Origin of the sequence: Krasilnikovia cinnamomea (assembly GCF_004217545.1) — a bacterium.
GTDB classification, from domain to species: domain Bacteria; phylum Actinomycetota; class Actinomycetes; order Mycobacteriales; family Micromonosporaceae; genus Actinoplanes; species Actinoplanes cinnamomeus.
This window is the reverse complement of record NZ_SHKY01000001.1, coordinates 5874793-5891054: the sequence shown is the minus strand read 5'-3', so window position 1 is coordinate 5891054 and position 16262 is coordinate 5874793. Positions and strand designations below refer to the sequence as shown.

10 protein-coding genes and 1 pseudogene are annotated in these 16262 nt (G+C 71.5%); 6 read left to right on the top strand and 5 right to left on the bottom strand.

The features are described from left to right. Positions 1-177 precede the first annotated feature (177 nt). Positions 178-753: a hypothetical protein gene (locus tag EV385_RS26705; RefSeq protein WP_130511936.1), complete on the top strand. Its 576-nt coding sequence runs from the start codon at positions 178-180 to the stop codon at positions 751-753. 194 nt (positions 754-947) lie between these two features. Next, positions 948-5132, top strand: coding sequence for an HAD-IC family P-type ATPase (locus tag EV385_RS26700; RefSeq protein WP_130511935.1), 4185 nt, complete (start codon positions 948-950; stop codon positions 5130-5132). A 366-nt stretch (positions 5133-5498) separates the two neighbouring features. Here EV385_RS26700 and EV385_RS26695 read toward each other — a convergent pair whose 3' ends face one another. Continuing rightward, positions 5499-7949: a glycogen/starch/alpha-glucan phosphorylase gene (locus EV385_RS26695; RefSeq protein WP_130511934.1), complete on the bottom strand. Its 2451-nt coding sequence runs from the start codon at positions 7947-7949 to the stop codon at positions 5499-5501. A gap of 522 nt (positions 7950-8471) precedes the next feature. Here EV385_RS26695 and EV385_RS26690 point away from each other — a divergent pair. Then, positions 8472-8804 carry an STAS domain-containing protein gene (locus EV385_RS26690; protein ID WP_130511933.1) on the top strand — a complete coding sequence of 111 codons (333 nt, stop codon included), beginning with the start codon at positions 8472-8474 and terminating at the stop codon, positions 8802-8804. Positions 8805-8941: 137 nt separating this feature from the next. Here EV385_RS26690 and EV385_RS26685 read toward each other — a convergent pair. The 3 genes and pseudogenes from EV385_RS26685 to EV385_RS26675 all read right to left on the bottom strand — a co-directional run. Further along, positions 8942-9859 (bottom strand): annotated as a pseudogene (locus EV385_RS26685) (Ppx/GppA family phosphatase); the annotation flags it as partial. 245 nt (positions 9860-10104) lie between these two features. Beyond that, complete coding sequence (locus EV385_RS26680) at positions 10105-10365, bottom strand: three-helix bundle dimerization domain-containing protein (RefSeq protein ID WP_130511931.1); 261 nt, start codon at positions 10363-10365, stop codon at positions 10105-10107. A 240-nt stretch (positions 10366-10605) separates the two neighbouring features. Beyond that, positions 10606-11682 (bottom strand): YibE/F family protein, encoded by a 1077-nt coding sequence (locus EV385_RS26675; RefSeq protein ID WP_130511930.1) that lies wholly within the window; start codon positions 11680-11682, stop codon positions 10606-10608. Positions 11683-12113: 431 nt separating this feature from the next. Between EV385_RS26675 and EV385_RS26670 the strand changes: the two genes are divergently transcribed. Genes EV385_RS26670 through EV385_RS26660 form a run of 3 tightly spaced genes read left to right on the top strand, consistent with a single transcriptional unit; the run spans position 12114 to position 15006 of the window. Then, on the top strand, positions 12114-13166 hold the full coding sequence (locus EV385_RS26670) for a permease (protein WP_423203086.1): 1053 nt from the start codon (positions 12114-12116) through the stop codon (positions 13164-13166). Beyond that, positions 13163-13924, top strand: coding sequence for a TIGR03943 family putative permease subunit (locus tag EV385_RS26665; RefSeq protein ID WP_130511929.1), 762 nt, complete (start codon positions 13163-13165; stop codon positions 13922-13924). The genes EV385_RS26670 and EV385_RS26665 overlap by 4 nt, the downstream gene beginning before the upstream one ends. Beyond that, entirely contained in the window at positions 13921-15006 is a 1086-nt protein-coding gene (locus EV385_RS26660) for a hypothetical protein (RefSeq protein ID WP_130511928.1), read from the top strand. Before EV385_RS26665 ends, EV385_RS26660 begins: the two co-directional genes overlap by 4 nt. A gap of 42 nt (positions 15007-15048) precedes the next feature. Here the strand turns inward: EV385_RS26660 and EV385_RS26655 are convergent, their stop codons facing one another. Then, positions 15049-16137, bottom strand: coding sequence for a hypothetical protein (locus EV385_RS26655; protein ID WP_242625089.1), 1089 nt, complete (start codon positions 16135-16137; stop codon positions 15049-15051). Between the last annotated feature and the right edge of the window lie 125 nt (positions 16138-16262).

The following is a 16262-nucleotide window of genomic DNA, read 5'->3' as shown; positions in this document are numbered from 1 at the left end:
GCCGACGACGGAATAGATCACAGATGAATGATCATCTGTGCGCCGAACGGCCGGCATGGGTCGGCAGCGTGGTCCGGCCTGCACCAACCGTCGCCAATAGCACATATTGATGTCACATTGTCCGCTTACGCTGGGCGTGACAGTACACGTCCGTCCAATGGCGACATAGTGAACATGATGACCAGCACGGCGGGGTACACCCTCAACGCCAGCAATACCAGCCTGGAGGAGGCGGTGGGGCAGATGACCACCGAGGGGACGACGGGTAAGACGCAGCGAGGCGGTCGGCGTTCGACCGGCATCAAGTCGGCCAAGGCCCATGAGGTGAAGCAGGGCCGCTCGGAGGTGCGCAGCGACATGGCGGACGATGACGAGACCGCGGCGTCCGAGCACCCGGCAGAGACGCGGGAGCGCGGTGCCGACGGCCTTGACCAAGGCGCTGAGCACCCCGCCCGAGTGGTGCGGTTTCCGATCGTGACGGTGCAGTTCTCCACGCGCTGGGTGACAGCTGAAGTCGGCCGCTGGACGGACGCGGTCCTGGGAGGCGGACGGTGGGCCACGACGCGCGGATTCCATGGACTGGCCAAGGCCGGCGCCTGGGTCGCCCGTCTTGCCAGATCACGTTCGGAAGGACAGTCGGCAAGAGCCGCGCACCAACAGGACACCGAGGCGCATGCGACGAAGCAGGAGCCGCGGAAATACGACGCTGGCATTGCCACAACCAGGACGACCTCGCACAACGCCGCGGTGTAGAGCTGCGTGAGGTGACGATGCAGACCGCGACGCCGATCGTTGCGCCGTCGACCCATTCACCCGGAATCAACCAGGAAACGGCAGGGCCCACACCGGTCCGGGCCAGCACCCCACCGGTGTGGGCGCGCCCCGGTCGGGTCCACATCGGAGTTCCTGGCGTCAACAACGCGACGGCGGTGAAATACGCGGCGCACATGGCTACGGCCGCGCGGGGGTTACCAGGGGTACGGTGGGCCGCGGTCAACGCACCACTCGGGCGGGTGATCGTCGACTTCGACCCCCACGTGACCAGCGCGTCCGAGGTGATCGGGGCGGTGAACGGAGCCGACCACTTCCAACGCTCCGGCTCGGCGGACGCGTCCTACCCCGGGGACGTCCGGCCGGGGGTGCAGGCCGCAGGCTCGCTGGCCGGTCTGGTGCTGGGCGGGGCCACCGGGTTGCTGGGCCGAGCGCTGCGGATCCCCGCCTTACCGGGCGAAACGATGGCTGCGGTCCACGCGGTGGACGTGGTGCCAGGACTACGCCCGTGGTTGGAGCGGCGCCTCGGCGCCCGGACGGTGGACCTGGGCCTCAATGCCGCGACCGCGCTGGTGTCCGCCGTGGCACAGGCGCCCCTGACACCACTGGCGGAGGCCGCCGTCCGGGCGATGCAGGTGGGTGAGGCGCTGGCCGGCCAGCGAGTATGGCAGCGCCGGGAGCCTCGCTTGTGCGCCGACGCCGTCACGGCGGCGGCTGACCCGGTCGAGGTGGCGACCCGGCCCGCGCCGCTGCCGGACGGGCCGGTGCAGCGCCACGTACGGCGGATGAGTCGGCTGGTGCCGGCAGCGGCCGCCGCCGCCGCGTGGGGTGGGCTGCGTCGGGCCGCGCAGGCCGTGACGGTGGGGGCGCCGCGTGCCGCCACCGCCGGGCACGAGGCGTACGCCGCGCAGGTGGGTCGGCTGCTGGCCGAGCGGGACGTGGTGGTACGGGATCCCGCCGCGTTGCGTCGCCTGGACCGTATCGACACAGTAGTGATCGACGCGGCGTTGTTGCTGACCGATCGTTGGAAGGTCGTCGACGTGGGTGTCGTCGGTGGCGCCGACCAGGCCGCCGTGCGAGCCCGGGTCGCCGACATGCTGGAGGTGACGCGGCCCCGGGAGACCGTGCATCGTGGCCGGTGGCGGTTGGGGCCGCCGACCGCTGTCAGCGTCTCCGCCCCCGACACGGTCACGGCTGCTCGCCGGGCCGGCGCCCGGACCCTGGTGCTCACGCGCGAGGACCAAGTGGTCGCGGTGGCCACGCTGGAGCCGGAACTGCATCCACTCGCCGAGCAGGTCGTACAGGCGGCACGCACGGCGGGTCGCCTGATGGTGGCGGGCAAGAGCTCCGGGTTGGGAGACAGGCTGGGCGTCGAGACGGTGCCGGGCGGCTCCCGGATGGCGGCCTCGGTGCGCGAGCTGCAGGCCGCCGGAGCCGGGGTTCTGCTGGTCGCGGGCCGAAACGATGCGGCGCTGGCAGCCGCCGACTGCGGCATCGGTGTGGCGACCGCCGGGAAGCGGCCGCCCTGGGGCGCGCATCTGCTGGCCGGTGGCGAGCTGGCCGACGTGTGGCTGGCGCTGCAGGCGACGGCGCTGGCCCGCCGGTCCGATGAGCGCAGCGTCCGGCTGGCGTTGCTGGGCACCGCCACCGGGGCGCTGTTCAGCGTCGCTGGCCCGGCGGGCGGAGCGGGCCGCCGGGCCGGTGTCCCGGTGAGTCTGGCGGCCCTGGCGGCGGTCGGCGCCGCGGTGTGGTCGGTGTCCGGACTGGCCCGCCTCGCTGTCCCGGTGCCACTGGACACCACCGCGTGGCACGCTCTGCCCGTAGCGGAGCTCTGGCGCCTGCTGCACACGTCAGCGGCCGGGTTGAGTTCCGCTGACGCCGACGCGCGCCGGAGCGGCGTCCCCGGTGTCGACGGTTCGGACGCTACCGAGGATGGCCTGCTGGCCGCCACGGTCGCCGAACTCGACACACCGCTGACCGCGCCGCTGACGGCCGGCGCGGGAATCTCGGCGGCCACCGGCGCGGTCAGCGACGCCGGCCTGGTCGGCGGGGTGCTGGCCGCCAACGCGCTGCTCGGCGGCGTACAACGGCTGGCCGCCAGCCGGGCATTGCGCCGGCTGCTGCGCACCACGGCGCTGCGGATCCGGGTACGCCGCGACGGGGCGGAGGCCGAGATCGACGCCGACCAGCTCGCGCCGGGCGACGTGATCGTGGTGGCGCCCGGCGATGCGGTGCCCGCCGACTGCCGCCTGATCGAGGTTTCCGGCTTGGAGATGGACGAGTCCGCGCTCACCGGAGAGTCCCTGCCGGTGGCTAAACAGACCGCACCCAGCACGGCAACCGAGGTGGCCGAGCGGACCAGCATGATCTACGCCGGCACCACCGTGGCGGCCGGGACCGGCGCCGCCGTGGTCGTGGCCACCGGCCCGGCCACCGAGGCCGGACGCGGCGCGCACAGCGCCACCGGCCAGCAACCGGCCGCCGGCGTGGAGGTACGGCTGCAGAAGCTGACCGCCGCCTCGGTGCCGGTCGCGGTCGGTGCCGCCGGGATCCTGCTGGCCGCCGGTGCGCTGCGCGGACGTCTCGGCCGCAGTCTCGGCGAGGCCGTGGCCCTGGCCGTGGCAGCCGTCCCCGAAGGACTGCCGTTCGTCGCCACGGTGGCCCAGCTCGCGGCGGCCCGCCGGTTGTCCCGCCGCAACGTGCTGGTGCGCAACCCCCGCACCATGGAAGCACTCGGTCGCGTCGACGTCGTGTGCTTCGACAAGACCGGCACCCTCACCGAAGGCCGCATCTCCCTGCGCCGGATCAGCGACGGCCACGACGATCAAGACTGCGCGGACCTTACCGGCCACCACCGCGACGTGCTGGCCGCCGGACTGCGCGCCACCCCCGCCCCCGAGCCGGGACAACATCTACCGCACCCCACCGATCGAGCCGTCGCCGACGCGGGCGACCGCTGCGCCGTCACGATCACCGACGGCGCGCCGGGCTGGCGGATGCGCCGCGAACTGCCGTTCGAACCCGGCCGCGGCTTCCACGCCGTGCTCGGCGACGACGCCAACGGCCGGCGAATCAGCGTCAAGGGCGCCCCCGAGACCGTACTCCCCCGCTGCCTGCGCCGCTGCGACGAACACGGGGAGCGGCCGCTGACCGACGACGACCGCGCCGGCCTCGACGGGCACGTCGAACACCTCGCCCGGCAGGGCTACCGCGTCCTGGCGGTGGCCGAACGCTCCGCCTCCGACGCAGGTCACCTCGATGACGAGCGCGTCGACCGGTTGACGTTCCTCGGCCTGCTCGCCCTGGCCGACCCGGTACGCCCCACCGCCGCGGCCGCCGTACGGCAGCTGCGCGCCGCCGGGGTAGATATCGCCATGCTCACCGGCGACCACCCCAGCACAGCGGCCGCGATCGCCGCGGAGTTGGGCATCCTCAACGGCCACCGGCCGGTCACCGGAGCCGAGATCGACGCCTGCACCGACGACGAGCTGACCAAGCTGGTCGCCGAAGCCACGGTGTTCGCCCGAACCAGCCCGGCCCACAAGGTCACGCTGGTCCGCGCGTTGCGCCGCGCCGGCCGGGTCGTCGCGGTCACCGGCGACGGCGCCAACGACGCCCCCGCCATCCGCCTCGCCGAGGTCGGAATCGCCCTCGGCGACCGTGGCACCACCGCCGCCCGGGAGGCCGCCGACATCGTCATCACCGATGACCGGGTCGAAACGATCGTCGACACCGTGATCGAGGGCCGGGCCTTGTGGACCGCGGTCCGCGACAGCGTCGCGCTGCTGATCGGCGGCAACCTCGGCGAGATCGCCTTCACGCTCATCAGCGCACTGGTCTCCCCCCGCCCACCGCTCGGGGCCCGGCAATTGTTACTGATCAACCTGGTCACCGACCTGCTCCCCGCGCTGGCCCTGGCCGCCCGCCCACCCCGCAACATCAGCGCGAACGAGCTGCTGCATGCCGGCCCGGACACGGCCGTCGGCAAGGATCTCAACCGCGACATCGCCGTACGCGCCGCCGCCACGACGATCGCCGCCACCGGTGGATGGCTCGCCGCCCGCGCCACCGGAACGCATGGACGCGCCAGCACGGTCGCCCTCGCCAGCCTCGTCGGCGCCCAACTCGCCCAGACCGCCCTGGCTGGCCGCGGCGACCCGCTCGTGCTCGCCGCCGCCGCCGGGTCCGCCCTCGCCCTGGCCAGTCTCATCCAACTGCCGCCGACCAGCATCTTCTTCGGTTGCCGGCCGCTGGGCCCGGTGGCCTGGACCATCGTGCTGGCCGCCTCGGCCGCGGGTGGCGTTCTTGGCCGCCTCGGCAACCGCCTCACGACCGACCACGAACAGAAGCTGTCCGTATAGGCGAATGTCACTGAAACATTGCACACAGGTTAAGTGAACGGCGTACGGTGAGGACACCCGACCGCCCCGCCCCCGCCGGAGACCACCATGGAGCACATCCTCACCCAGGTTCTCATCCAGGTCCTCAGCGCCGCCGTTCTCGCCCTCGCCGCCGCGCTCGTCCGCCGCATCTTCAGCACCACCTGACGCTCCCACCAGCACCTGGGTTCCCTCGTCAGGACGGCGGCAGGCGTCCGGCTCACCCGGCGAGGACCAGGCCGCTGACTTCGCCGCCACCCGTCGGTCTCGATCGCGATCGTGGGTGGCGGATCGATGCGCGCTTCCGAAGAGGGTGCCATCCGCAGCGGTCTGCGCTGAGCCGATCGGTCAGCGAGGCGGGACGGGGACCGGGTCGGCGTGCCAGATCCGGTCCCGGTAATCGGCGACCGTACGGTCGGCGGAGAAGAACCCGCAATGCGCGGTGTTGCGGATCGACATCGCCGTCCAGCGGGCCGGGTCGCGCCAGGCGGCCGCCGCCGCGTCCTGCGCGTCCAGGTAGGCGCGGTAGTCGGCGAGGGTGAGGTACTCGTCGCGGCCGAGCAGCGTGTCCAGCACGTCGCCGAAGCCGGCGCCGTACCGGCCGTCCGCGATGGCCGCCAGCGCTGCGGCCAGCTCCGGGTCGGACCCGGCGATCTCCCCCGGCCGGTAGTCGCCTCGGCGCACCTCGGCCGCGCACGCCGCGTCCACGCCGAACAGGAAGAAGTTGTCGGCGCCGACGCGGTCGCGCAGCTCGATGTTCGCGCCGTCGAGGGTGCCGACGGTGACCGCACCGTTGAGCGCGAGCTTCATGTTGCCCGTACCGGAGGCTTCCTTGCCGGCCAGCGAGATCTGCTCGGACAGGTCCGCCGCGGGCACGATCAGCTCGGCGCGCGTGACGTTGTAGTCGGGCAGGAACACGACGGTGAGCCGCCCGGCGACGGCCGGGTCGGCGTTCACCACCTTGGCCACCCCGTTGATCAACTGAATGATTCGTTTGACCGCGTGGTAGCTGGGCGCCGCCTTGCCGGCAAACACCACGGTACGGGGGACGTCCGCGCCCGGGTCGGCGCGCAGCCGGTCGTGCAGCGTGATGACGTGCAGCAGCTTGAGCAGCTGCCGCTTGTACTCGTGGAACCGCTTGACGTGCACGTCGCACAGCGCGTCAGGATCGAGCACGACGCCGGTCGCGGCCCGGACGTACGCGGCCAGGTCCAGTTTGTTGTCCCGCTTGACCACCCGCCACCGCCGCTGGAACTCCGAATCGCCGGCCAGCGCCGCCAGCCCGCGCAGCTGGTCGAGGTCGGTGAGCCAGCCCTCGCCGCCGAGCCGCTCACTGATCAGCGCGGCCAGCCGCGGGTTGGCCAGACGCAGGAACCGGCGCGGCGAGACCCCGTTGGTGACGTTGCGGAAGCGCTCCGGCCACAGCCGGGCGAAGTCCGCGAGGGTGGTCTCGGCGAGCAGCCGGGAGTGCAGCTCGGCGACGCCGTTGACCGCGTGGCTGCCGACGACGGCCAGGTGCGCCATCCGGATCCGGCGCTCCGGTTCCTCCTGAATCAGCGACAGGCGGCGGCGCAGGTCCCCGTCGCCGGGGAAGCGGGATTCCACCTCGTCGAGATGGGTCTGGTTGATCGCGTACACGATCTCCAGGTGGCGCGGCAGCAGCCGCTCGAACAGGGCCACCGGCCAGGTTTCCAGCGCCTCGGGCAGCAGGGTGTGGCAGGTGTAGGCGAAGGTTCGCCGGGTGATCGACCATGCCGTGTCCCAGTCGAGCTCGTACTCGTCGACAAGCAGCCGCATCAGCTCGGGCACGGCCAGGGCCGGGTGGGTGTCGTTGAGCTGAATGACGGTCTTGTCGGCGAACACGGTCCAGTCGCTGTTGCGCAGGTGGAACCGGCGCACGATGTCCCACAGCGAGCAGGAGACCAGGAAGTACTGCTGCTTCAGGCGCAGCTCCCGGCCGAACTCAGTGCTGTCCGCCGGATACAGCACCTTGCTGATGTTCTCCGAGCGGAGCACCTCCTGCACCGCCTCGGCGGACCGGCCGGCGGCGAAGTCGGCCAGGTTGAACGCGTCGCTGTCGGCCCGTGCCCGCCACAGCCGGACGATGTTGACCGTCTGGGTGCCGTAGCCCGGGACCAGCATGTGGCTGGGCTCGCCGAGCACGGTCTCCTCGGGGATCCAGCGTCGCCGGCCCGCTTCGACCTCGACGCGTCCGTAGAAGCCCACCGCCTGCCGGTCGTCCTGCTGTGGAAACTCCCACGGGCTGCCGTCGAACGCCCAGTCGTCCGGGCGCTCGACCTGCGCCCCATCGACAATGGCCTGTCGGAACAAGCCCAGGTCGTACCGGATGCCGTAACCCACGGCCGGGATGTCCGCCGTGGCCAGCGCGTCGAGCAGGCAGGCGGCGAGGCGCCCGAGGCCACCGTTGCCCAGGCTAGGCTCGACGTCGAAGTCGGCGATCTCGTCCAGCGACACGCCCAGCCCCTTGAGCACGTCGCGGGCGACCTCTTCGGTGCCGGTGTACTGCAGGTTCTGGCGCAGCTGACGCCCCAGCATGTACTCGGCCGACAGGTAGTACACGCACCGCGGGTTGGCCGCCTGGTGAGCGGTCGCCGTGCGCGCCCGCCGGTCGACGAGCCGGTCCCGGACGGTCACCGCCAGGCTCTGGTAGACGTCCTGGGCGCTGGCCGACTCCATGGTCGTACCGCGCTCGAAGTACAGGTTGCTGACCAGGTCCCGCTCGAACTCCGCCGCGGTAGTGCCGATGGCACGCAGTGCCGGGCCGTTCGGCTGCTCCATCACGATCCTTCCCCGGCGGGTCTACCGCCGCATGTGCGGGCCAGCCGCTGCGGAACGAGCGATCACCAACGTCCACCTGGCAGTCCCGCGGCCAATCAGGCTGTCACGCATGGCGGCGTGCCGCCGCCGAGCGTACGCCGCAAACCCTGCACCGCCGTAACTGGATGCCGGCGTCCGCATGTACGGCGATCTCCGTCGCGGGGAACGGGATCTGGCGAGTGGCGTTGTCGGGCCAGCTTGACTGACCCAAGCACGAGGCGAGCGAGCACCCATCATTCATCCACTAGACACTTGCTGTTTCGTGCACGTCGGCCGCACGGCAGTGCAAGGTGAATGCGTGCGGTCGCATCCCAGTGTCGTGAGGCGACAATGCGCCACCGCCTTCCGACCAGCCATTCGATGAGAACGCCCTCCGGAGTCGTTGGACGGTTGTCACGCTGAGGCCGGCTCCGGGCCAACTCGGCGCACGTGTGGTCGTGTCGATGCCTCGGTGTTGGGTGGAGGCAACGAAGGGTGAATCGAATGGATGTGTCGACACTCGAGGTTCGCACCGAACCCGACGGGACGGTCGTCATCCGCCCGCGCGGCGTGGTCGGCGAAGCCGACGTCGTGCACCTCCAGCAAGTTCTCGTCCGCACCGTTCGCAAGGTTCGGCCTTCCCGGCTCGTCCTCGACCTGACCGACGTATTTCGCCTGGACCCGATCGCGGCGGGCACCATGTCCGCGGTTTGTGGCCTAGGCGACGATCACGGCGTCGCGGTGTTCGTCCACAACCCCTCGGAACACATCGCCGACCAACTCTCCACGGCCGGCGTGCCAGTCCAGCGGCTGCGCCGGACCGCCGCCATGGCCTGACCAGCAGGCCAGCAACCGGGCCCGGCAGAACGGCAGGTTTGGACGCGGGCTCAGCACTGTCGTTGTGCGAGGTTGACGACCCGTCGTGGGTGCCGGTCGGTGAGTGGCCATGGCCGTTGGCACGGGTTGGGTACGCCAAGTGTGTCCAGCCGGCGCAGGATCACGCCTTCGCGTAGCGCCCACGGACAAATCTCCAGCTCTCTGACCTCCAGCGCCCGCATCGCGGCCCCGGCCACCAGCGCGCCGGCCACGAGTTGGTGGGCGCGGCCGGGACTGACTCCGTCCAGGTTGGCCAGGTCGGTTGCTGCCATCCGGCTGATGAAGCCAAACAGCTGGCGCAGTCCGACTTGGGTGAGGGTCCGGCGGGCTCGCAGGCGGGCGCCGGACGGGGCGGCCCCGGCGAGGCGAGCCAGCGAGCGAAACGTCTTGGATGTGCCGACGGCGAGTTCGAATGGCCCCGCCTGCCGTATCAGCTGGGCCACCGGCCGTAGGGTCGCGTCGAGGTCATCGGCGAGGGCCTCGACGTCGCGCCGCGGGGGTGGGTCGTCGGTCAGCCGCTGCCTGGTGAGTCGTCCGGCACCCAGCGGCAGTGACAGCGCCACCTCGGGGTCTTCGTCGCGACCCGCGGCCAGCTCCAATGATCCGCCGCCGATGTCCAGCACCAATAGCTGTCCGGCCGACCAGCCGTACCAGCGGCGAACCGCGAGGAAGGTGTAACGGGCCTCGTCTTCGCCGGACAGCACCTCCAAGTTGACGCCGGTTTCGGCCCGTACCTGTGCCAGGACCGCAGCCGAGTTGTCCGCGTCACGCAGCGCCGAGGTTGCGAACGCGAGCAACTCCTCGCAGCCCGCTATCGTCGCGGCAGCCTTCGCCCGCGCTACGGCACGGACCAGCCCCCAGGCTCCCGCTCTCGTCAGCTGCCCCGCCTCGAGGTGCTCGGCGAGCCGCAACTCCGTCTTTTCCGAACGCATGGGATTGGGATGGCCGCCCCGGTGCGCGTCGACGATCAGCAGGTGCACGGTATTCGAACCGACATCCAGCACGCCGAGCCGCATAACAAGGAGGTTAACTCCCGAATGCGGTCGACCCGGATGTCACATCGTGGGATTTCATCCGTCGTTCACATAACGTTCCTCTGTGGAAGGCGGTCGAATGCGGAGTTCTTGCCCACTGTCCGCTGACCATCGCACGGATGCGGGACGCCCCTGCAAATCCCTGTCGATACCCGCCGCCGGGGTCGTCCAACTCGGCGCAGGCGACGGTATTCAAGAGGCTGCCGTCGTAGCGGCACGCCGCGGGTCTACTCCGGGTGTGTGCGCGGCGCAGGGACTGTGTTGTCGGCGAGGCGGGTCAGGGCGCGCGCGGCCTCACGTTCGACGAGTAGTGGCACGAAGTCGCGGATGCGGGCGGTGTCGAAGCGTTTGTGGATGTCGGTGACGTAACCGGCCACGGTAGCGTCGTTCAGATCCGGGAAGCGGTGCTGGAGCACGGTGACTACCTGGCGAATAGCCTCGCGCTCGATGTCGGCTGCCCGCTGCGCAACTTCGGCATCATTGGTCACACCCTGTATTCAACTCGCTACGGACCACCGTGGACAACTCGGCGACACGGTCGGGGACGGCCTTTCGGCGGACGCTCGTTCGAGGTCGCCGGAGGTCCATGAAAGGCCCGCCGCGCCCCCGCAATCCAGGTCAGGCGGGATCCGACCGGCGCTGGCGGGAGTGCCTGACAGCGGCAGCAACGAGCTCCAGAACCCATCGTTTCACCTACTGGACATCCGGAGTTCGCGCCTGCGGTGGACCTATGTGGTGGCGCGCAGCGGCCGGGGGCGCAGGTCCGCGACCATCGCGGCGAGGGCGGTGGTTATCGGCACGGAGGCAACCAGGCCGATCGTGCCGACCGCGCTGCGCAGGATCTCCTGAGCCAGCAGTTCGCTGGTCAGTAGTTGTGACACCGGTTGACGTGCGGTGGCGATCAGCACCAGCAGGGGCAGTGCGGCTCCGGCGTAGGCGAGAACGATGGTGTTGACGGCGGAGGCGACGTGAGCGCGCCCGATGCGGCTGGCGGCCCGGTACAGGTTGAGCCGGGTGGTGGGGCCGGCCGCGGCCATCTCGGCGACGGTGGCCGCCTGGGTGACGGTGACGTCGTCGAGCACGCCCAGGGCACCGATGACGATCCCGGCGAGCAGCAGCCCGCGCATGTCCAGATCGCCGCGGTTGGCGGCTAGGAACGCGTCGTCGTCACCGGCGACGCCGGTCAGCTGCATGGCGGCGGTGAAGGCGGCGCCGAGCAGGCCAGTGAGCACGAGGCTGGCCAGGGTGCCCGCGACGGCGACGGAGGTATGCACGGTGACGCCGTGGGTCAGATACAGCGCCGCGAACATGATCGCTGAGGCTCCGACCACGGCGACGAGCAGCGGTGGTGAGCCGTCGATGATGGCCGGGACGATGAACAGCAGCAGGACGGCGAAGCTGACCGCGAGGCCGGCCAGTGAGGCGACTCCCCGCAGGCGCCCGAACGCGAGGATGGCCAGGCCGGTCAGACCCAGCATCCACGCCATGGGCGTGCTGCGCTGGTGGTCGGTCACGGTGTAGTCGGGGCCACCGGGCAGGGCGCGGGGCGCGTGGAGAAGAACGATGTCGTCGTCGATGTGCAGGGCCGGTGCGCCGGGGCCGTCGGGCAGGTCGACGACTGTCGTCGTGCCCGCGCCGGGGCCGTCCGTGACGCGGACGGTCGCGGAGCCGCAGCGCTGCCGGCGGGCCGTCGGCGGGCAGCTCTGCTCGACGACCGCGATCACCGTGCCGAGCGCCCGCACCCCGCCCTGGTCACCTGCCTGTTTCCCGGACACGTCGGCGTGTCCCGGCCAGAGCAGAATCATCGCGACAAAGGTCGCCAGCGCCGCAGGTACCAGAATCGCAGTCACAATTCGGCGGGTATGCCGTGATGCGGCGGGAAGCGGCCCATGCGCGTGCACGTGCTGCCCGTCGGTCGATGCGCCGGCGAGGTGCCGCCCGCTCCGGGACGGGCGGACTCTCGAGTGCTGGCTCACCGGCGCCACTCCACTTCCCGACTCGGCCCGGCGGGCAGACTAACGCAAGCCATGGCACGGGCTGGTACCCCCGCGAAATGCGCCAGCGATGACAAGGACAAATGCGCGTTTGAACATATGCACAAATGCTCCTGTACGGCGAAGACCCGCTCATCTGTTGTGTTGTGGTTTCCGATCGCCTGGCGGGTATTTTGGTGCGCGGCTCGGAGCAGTCGTGGCAGCGAATGCGGTGAGATCGTCGGCGGGTATGGGAGCGGCTGTTGAACGCACCTCGTGCGGTGAGCGCGGAGGACATCGATTGGACCGCGCAGCTGGAGGTCGGCGCCTCTGCCGGCCCGGCCGGCCCGCAGCGGACCCGCGGCGCGTCACGGGTCGGATCGCTGGAGGTCCTTGCTGCGCTGCTGGTGCTGCTGGTGGTCTTCCGTGGGCCGTTGAGCGGGCTGGTCTCCGGCGCCCGTGCGCAGACCTGGACCACCGTGTTCGTTTCGGTGCTCGTGCAGGCGGCCCCGTTCCTGGTCTTCGGAGTCGTGCTGTCCGCCGTCATCGCGGTCTACGTGCCCCGCTCGTTCTGGGCCAAGGCGCTGCCCCGGCACCCTGCTCTGGCCGTGCCCGCCGCTAGTCTGGCCGGGATCGCCCTGCCCGGCTGTGAGTGCGGCAGCGTCCCGATCGCCGGGTCGCTGATCCGGCGCGGTGTCACTCCGGCCGCCGCCCTGGCCTTCCTGCTTGCCGCGCCGGCGATCAACCCGATCGTGCTGACCGCAACCGTGATCGCGTTCCCGGGTAATCCGGAGATGGCCGTGGCGCGTGGCGCCGCGAGCCTGGTGGTCGCGGTCGCGATGGGCTGGCTGTGGATGCGACTTGGCAGGACGGAGTGGATTCGCCTGCCGCACCGCCCGGACCTTGACGACCTGTCCCGCGCGCGGGCGTTCTGGGCGGCATGCCGGCACGACATCATGCATGCCGGCGGCTTCCTGGTGCTGGGGGCGGCCGCGGCCGCCACGATCAACGTACTTGTCCCGGACGCCTGGCTGCAGAGCCTGGCCGGCAATCCGGTCGTGTCCGTGCTCGCGCTGGCGGTGCTGGCCGTACTGCTGTCGATCTGCAGCGAGGCGGACGCGTTCGTCGCGGCATCACTGTCGCAGTTCTCGCTGACCTCGCGCCTGGTGTTCCTCGTGGTAGGACCGATGGTCGACCTCAAACTGATATCGATGCAGACCGGGATGTTCGGGCGCGCCTTCGCGTGGCGATTCGCGCCCGCCACTTTCGCCGCCGCGGTCCTTGTGGGTGCCGCATTCGGGGCGGTGCTGCTGTGAACCGGCTCAGCCAGGCCGTGGTCATGCTCCTGTTCGGGGGCGCGATCGTCAAAGCCACGCTCACCGACATCTTCCTGCGCTACGTCAAGGAGGGCTTGCGGCCGTTCCTGATCGCCGCCGGGGCGCTGCTCATCGCGGCCGCCGTCATGACCATCTGGTACGAGCTGCGTCCCGGCTCCCGGCCCGACGCCGGCGAGCACGAGCACGACGGGCACGGGCACGACGGGCACGAGCACGACGGGCACGGGCATGGGAGTCATGAGCCGCGGGTCGGCTGGCTGCTCATCCTGCCGGTACTCGGGCTGCTGCTGGTCACCCCGCCGGCGCTGGGTTCGTACTCGGCCGGGCAGGCGGGCAGCGTCGCGGTCGCCCCGGCCGACGACGCGAACTACCCGCCGCTGCCGGCGGGTGACCCCGTGCCGATCGGCCTGCTCGACTACGCCACCCGCGCGATCTTCGACGACGGTAAGACGCTCACCGGGCGTACCGTGCAACTCACCGGATTCGTCGCACCCGGACCGGACGGCGAACCGATGCTGGCGCGCATGGTGCTGAACTGCTGCGCCGCGGACGGTCGCCCGATCAAGGTGGGGCTGGCCGGTGACACCAGCGTCAACGCGCCCGCGGACACCTGGGTACAGGTCGTCGGTGTCTACAGCGACCGGGTCGGCAAGGACCCGGTGAACCAGGCCGACGTGGCGTACCTGGCGGTGCAGAGCTGGCAGCAGATCAGCGAACCGAAGCAACCGTACGAATGAGCGTCGTCCTGGATCGGCCCGCAGCGCGGCCCCGCGGAATCGGCCTCGCGTGGCTTGGCGTGTGCCTGCTCGCCGGTGGTGCGCTGCTGCTGGGCGGCTCGCCCGCGCCCACGGCGCCGCCCGCGCTGCGGCTGCCGATCGAGCAGGCGTGGCCGAAAGCCCAGCGCGCCGCCATTGCCGGGCACCTCGACGACGGCCCGCTGTTCACCCCGGGCCTGTTCCTGGACGCCACCACCGTCGTGGGCACCGCGCCCAGCCCGGACGCGCGCTGGCTGCGGCTGGTCGTGCGCACCGCCGACGGCGCCGTGCGGCAGCTGCATCGGCTGCCGTATGACCGTGATCCTGAATTCGGCGCGTTCGCCCGCTCCGGCGATGACGTGCTCTGGGCCCAGGACACCGAAGATGCGCCGGTGCAGATCTGGGCCGCGAACCTGCGCGCCGGCACTCCGGCGCGCCGGCTCACCGCGGATGCCGGCGGCGCTGTCTTCTCCAGCACCCAGTACGACCTGGTGGTGGCCGCCGGCCGGGTGTACTGGACCGCCGTGCGCGACCGGTCCACCGCGACGGAGATCCGCTCGGTCGCCCTCGGCGGCGGCACCGTCCAGATCCACACCGAGCCCGGGAAATGGGCGTTGTCGGCCTGGCCCTGGCTCAGCGCCGACAACCGGCTGCGTAACCTGAGCACCGGCCGCGACATCGAGGCGCCGTCGCCGCCGGCCGGGCTCACCACCTGCACTCCGGCCTGGTGCCGGGTGATGGTGATGACCAGCAGCGGCGACCTGCACCGCATCGACCTCATGCACCCCGACGGTACGGCGCGCCGCCGGATCGCGGGCGGCGCAGCCCGGGCCGCCGTCGCCGAGATCGCGATCCTCGACCGGTTCGAGATCCTGTACGAACCCGGCCCGGAGTCGGACCTCACCGGTACCGCCAAGTTGCTCGTCTACGACATCGGCACCGGGCAGAGCGTCGACGTCAGCGCTGCGGCCGGCCGCGTCGCCACCGGCGAGGGTGTGCTCTGGTGGGCCACCGGCGATGACACCGGCACCGTCTGGCACAGCTTGGATCTGCGGACCGTGTGAGCAGCGACTGCCCGCCGCCGCCCTTGGCGGTTCGTTGCGCCCTCAGACGCTGCGCAGGTCCAGGGCGTGCCGCAGGAAGGACTGCTGGTTCCCGGTCGACCACGACAGCACGCCGGCACGATAGGAGACGCCGAACGCGTCCGGACTGATCTCGACGGTGCGCCGCACCGCGATGTCGTACACGAGCAGCTGAACATTGCCGGTCAACCGCGAGGCGGGGGTGAGCCGCGAGAACACCTCGAAGCGGTCGAGCACGGCAACATCGGTGATGACCGTCGCGACCTCGCCGTCGGCAACCGCGGCGCGGCCGGTGCCGTCGGGATGCATCAGCTCGATCCGGGTCGTGCCGTCCCTGGTCAGGGAGACCACCCGACACCAGACGGGACTGCATGCCACCACCCCCGTGCCCGACGGGACAGCCCGCTCCCGGCCCGTGACGACGTCGCGCAGCGCGGTCGCCCCGGACGCGCTCACCACCCCGTTGACCAGCCACGGCCACGCCGACAACGCCCACGCCCCGGGGACGTCGCGGACCTCGGTCCGGCCACCGCCGAGCGCCACGGAACGGACCTCGGTGACCTCGCCGCGCGGGGCGGCGGCGACCCAATACACCCGGCCGTCCGCGACGGCCAGGTCGTACTGCGACTGGTAGAAGCGGGCGTCGCCGACCTCGGTGGTCAACCGCCGCGGCGGCCGGCCGTCGCGCAGTCCCACGGCCCACACCTCCTGACGGCCGGACACGCTCTGCACCCAGACCAGGATGTCCCCGGCCACGGTGACCGCGGAGAACACGGCGCCCCGGGCGAGCGGCAGCCGCCGCACCTCGCGGACCTGAGCGCCAGCGCCGCGCAGCACCAGCCGCAGGGCCTTGCCGTCCCGCGTCGGCGCGGTGCCGACGGACTCGGCGGCGCTGAGGAACAGAGCAGGCTGATACGCCGTGCCGTCCGGCAGGGCGGGAGGCACCGTGCCGCGGCGCGCCGCGGGCCACGCCTGCCCGGCGGTCGCCGTCGGCGACGACCGCCCCGGGCCAGCCGGGGACACCAGCAACGTCACGGCGGCCAGTAACGCCGTGATCAGGCTGAGGGCCCGGCGTCCACGGACTGCGGACCGCAGGTCAGCGAAGCCCGTCAACCTTGTTCCCCTCAGCGCGCGTGGCCGCCCGGTCGGCACCCGGACGATGCTAGCCCGCCCCAGCGCGGGTCGCCGCCCATCACGATCTGCACCCCGGCAACGGCCGCGTCGACGGCGGTGATCGC

Excerpts from the sequence above, each read along its gene's own strand:
- EV385_RS26705 (WP_130511936.1), top strand. The coding sequence starts at position 178 with ATGACCAGCACGGCGGGGTACACCCTCAACGCCAGCAATACCAGCCTG.
- EV385_RS26700 (WP_130511935.1), top strand. The coding sequence starts at position 948 with ATGGCTACGGCCGCGCGGGGGTTACCAGGGGTACGGTGGGCCGCGGTC.
- EV385_RS26695 (WP_130511934.1), bottom strand. The coding sequence starts at position 7,949 with ATGGAGCAGCCGAACGGCCCGGCACTGCGTGCCATCGGCACTACCGCG.
- EV385_RS26690 (WP_130511933.1), top strand. The coding sequence starts at position 8,472 with ATGGATGTGTCGACACTCGAGGTTCGCACCGAACCCGACGGGACGGTC.
- EV385_RS26675 (WP_130511930.1), bottom strand. The coding sequence starts at position 11,682 with ATGATTCTGCTCTGGCCGGGACACGCCGACGTGTCCGGGAAACAGGCA.
- EV385_RS26660 (WP_130511928.1), top strand. The coding sequence starts at position 13,921 with ATGAGCGTCGTCCTGGATCGGCCCGCAGCGCGGCCCCGCGGAATCGGC.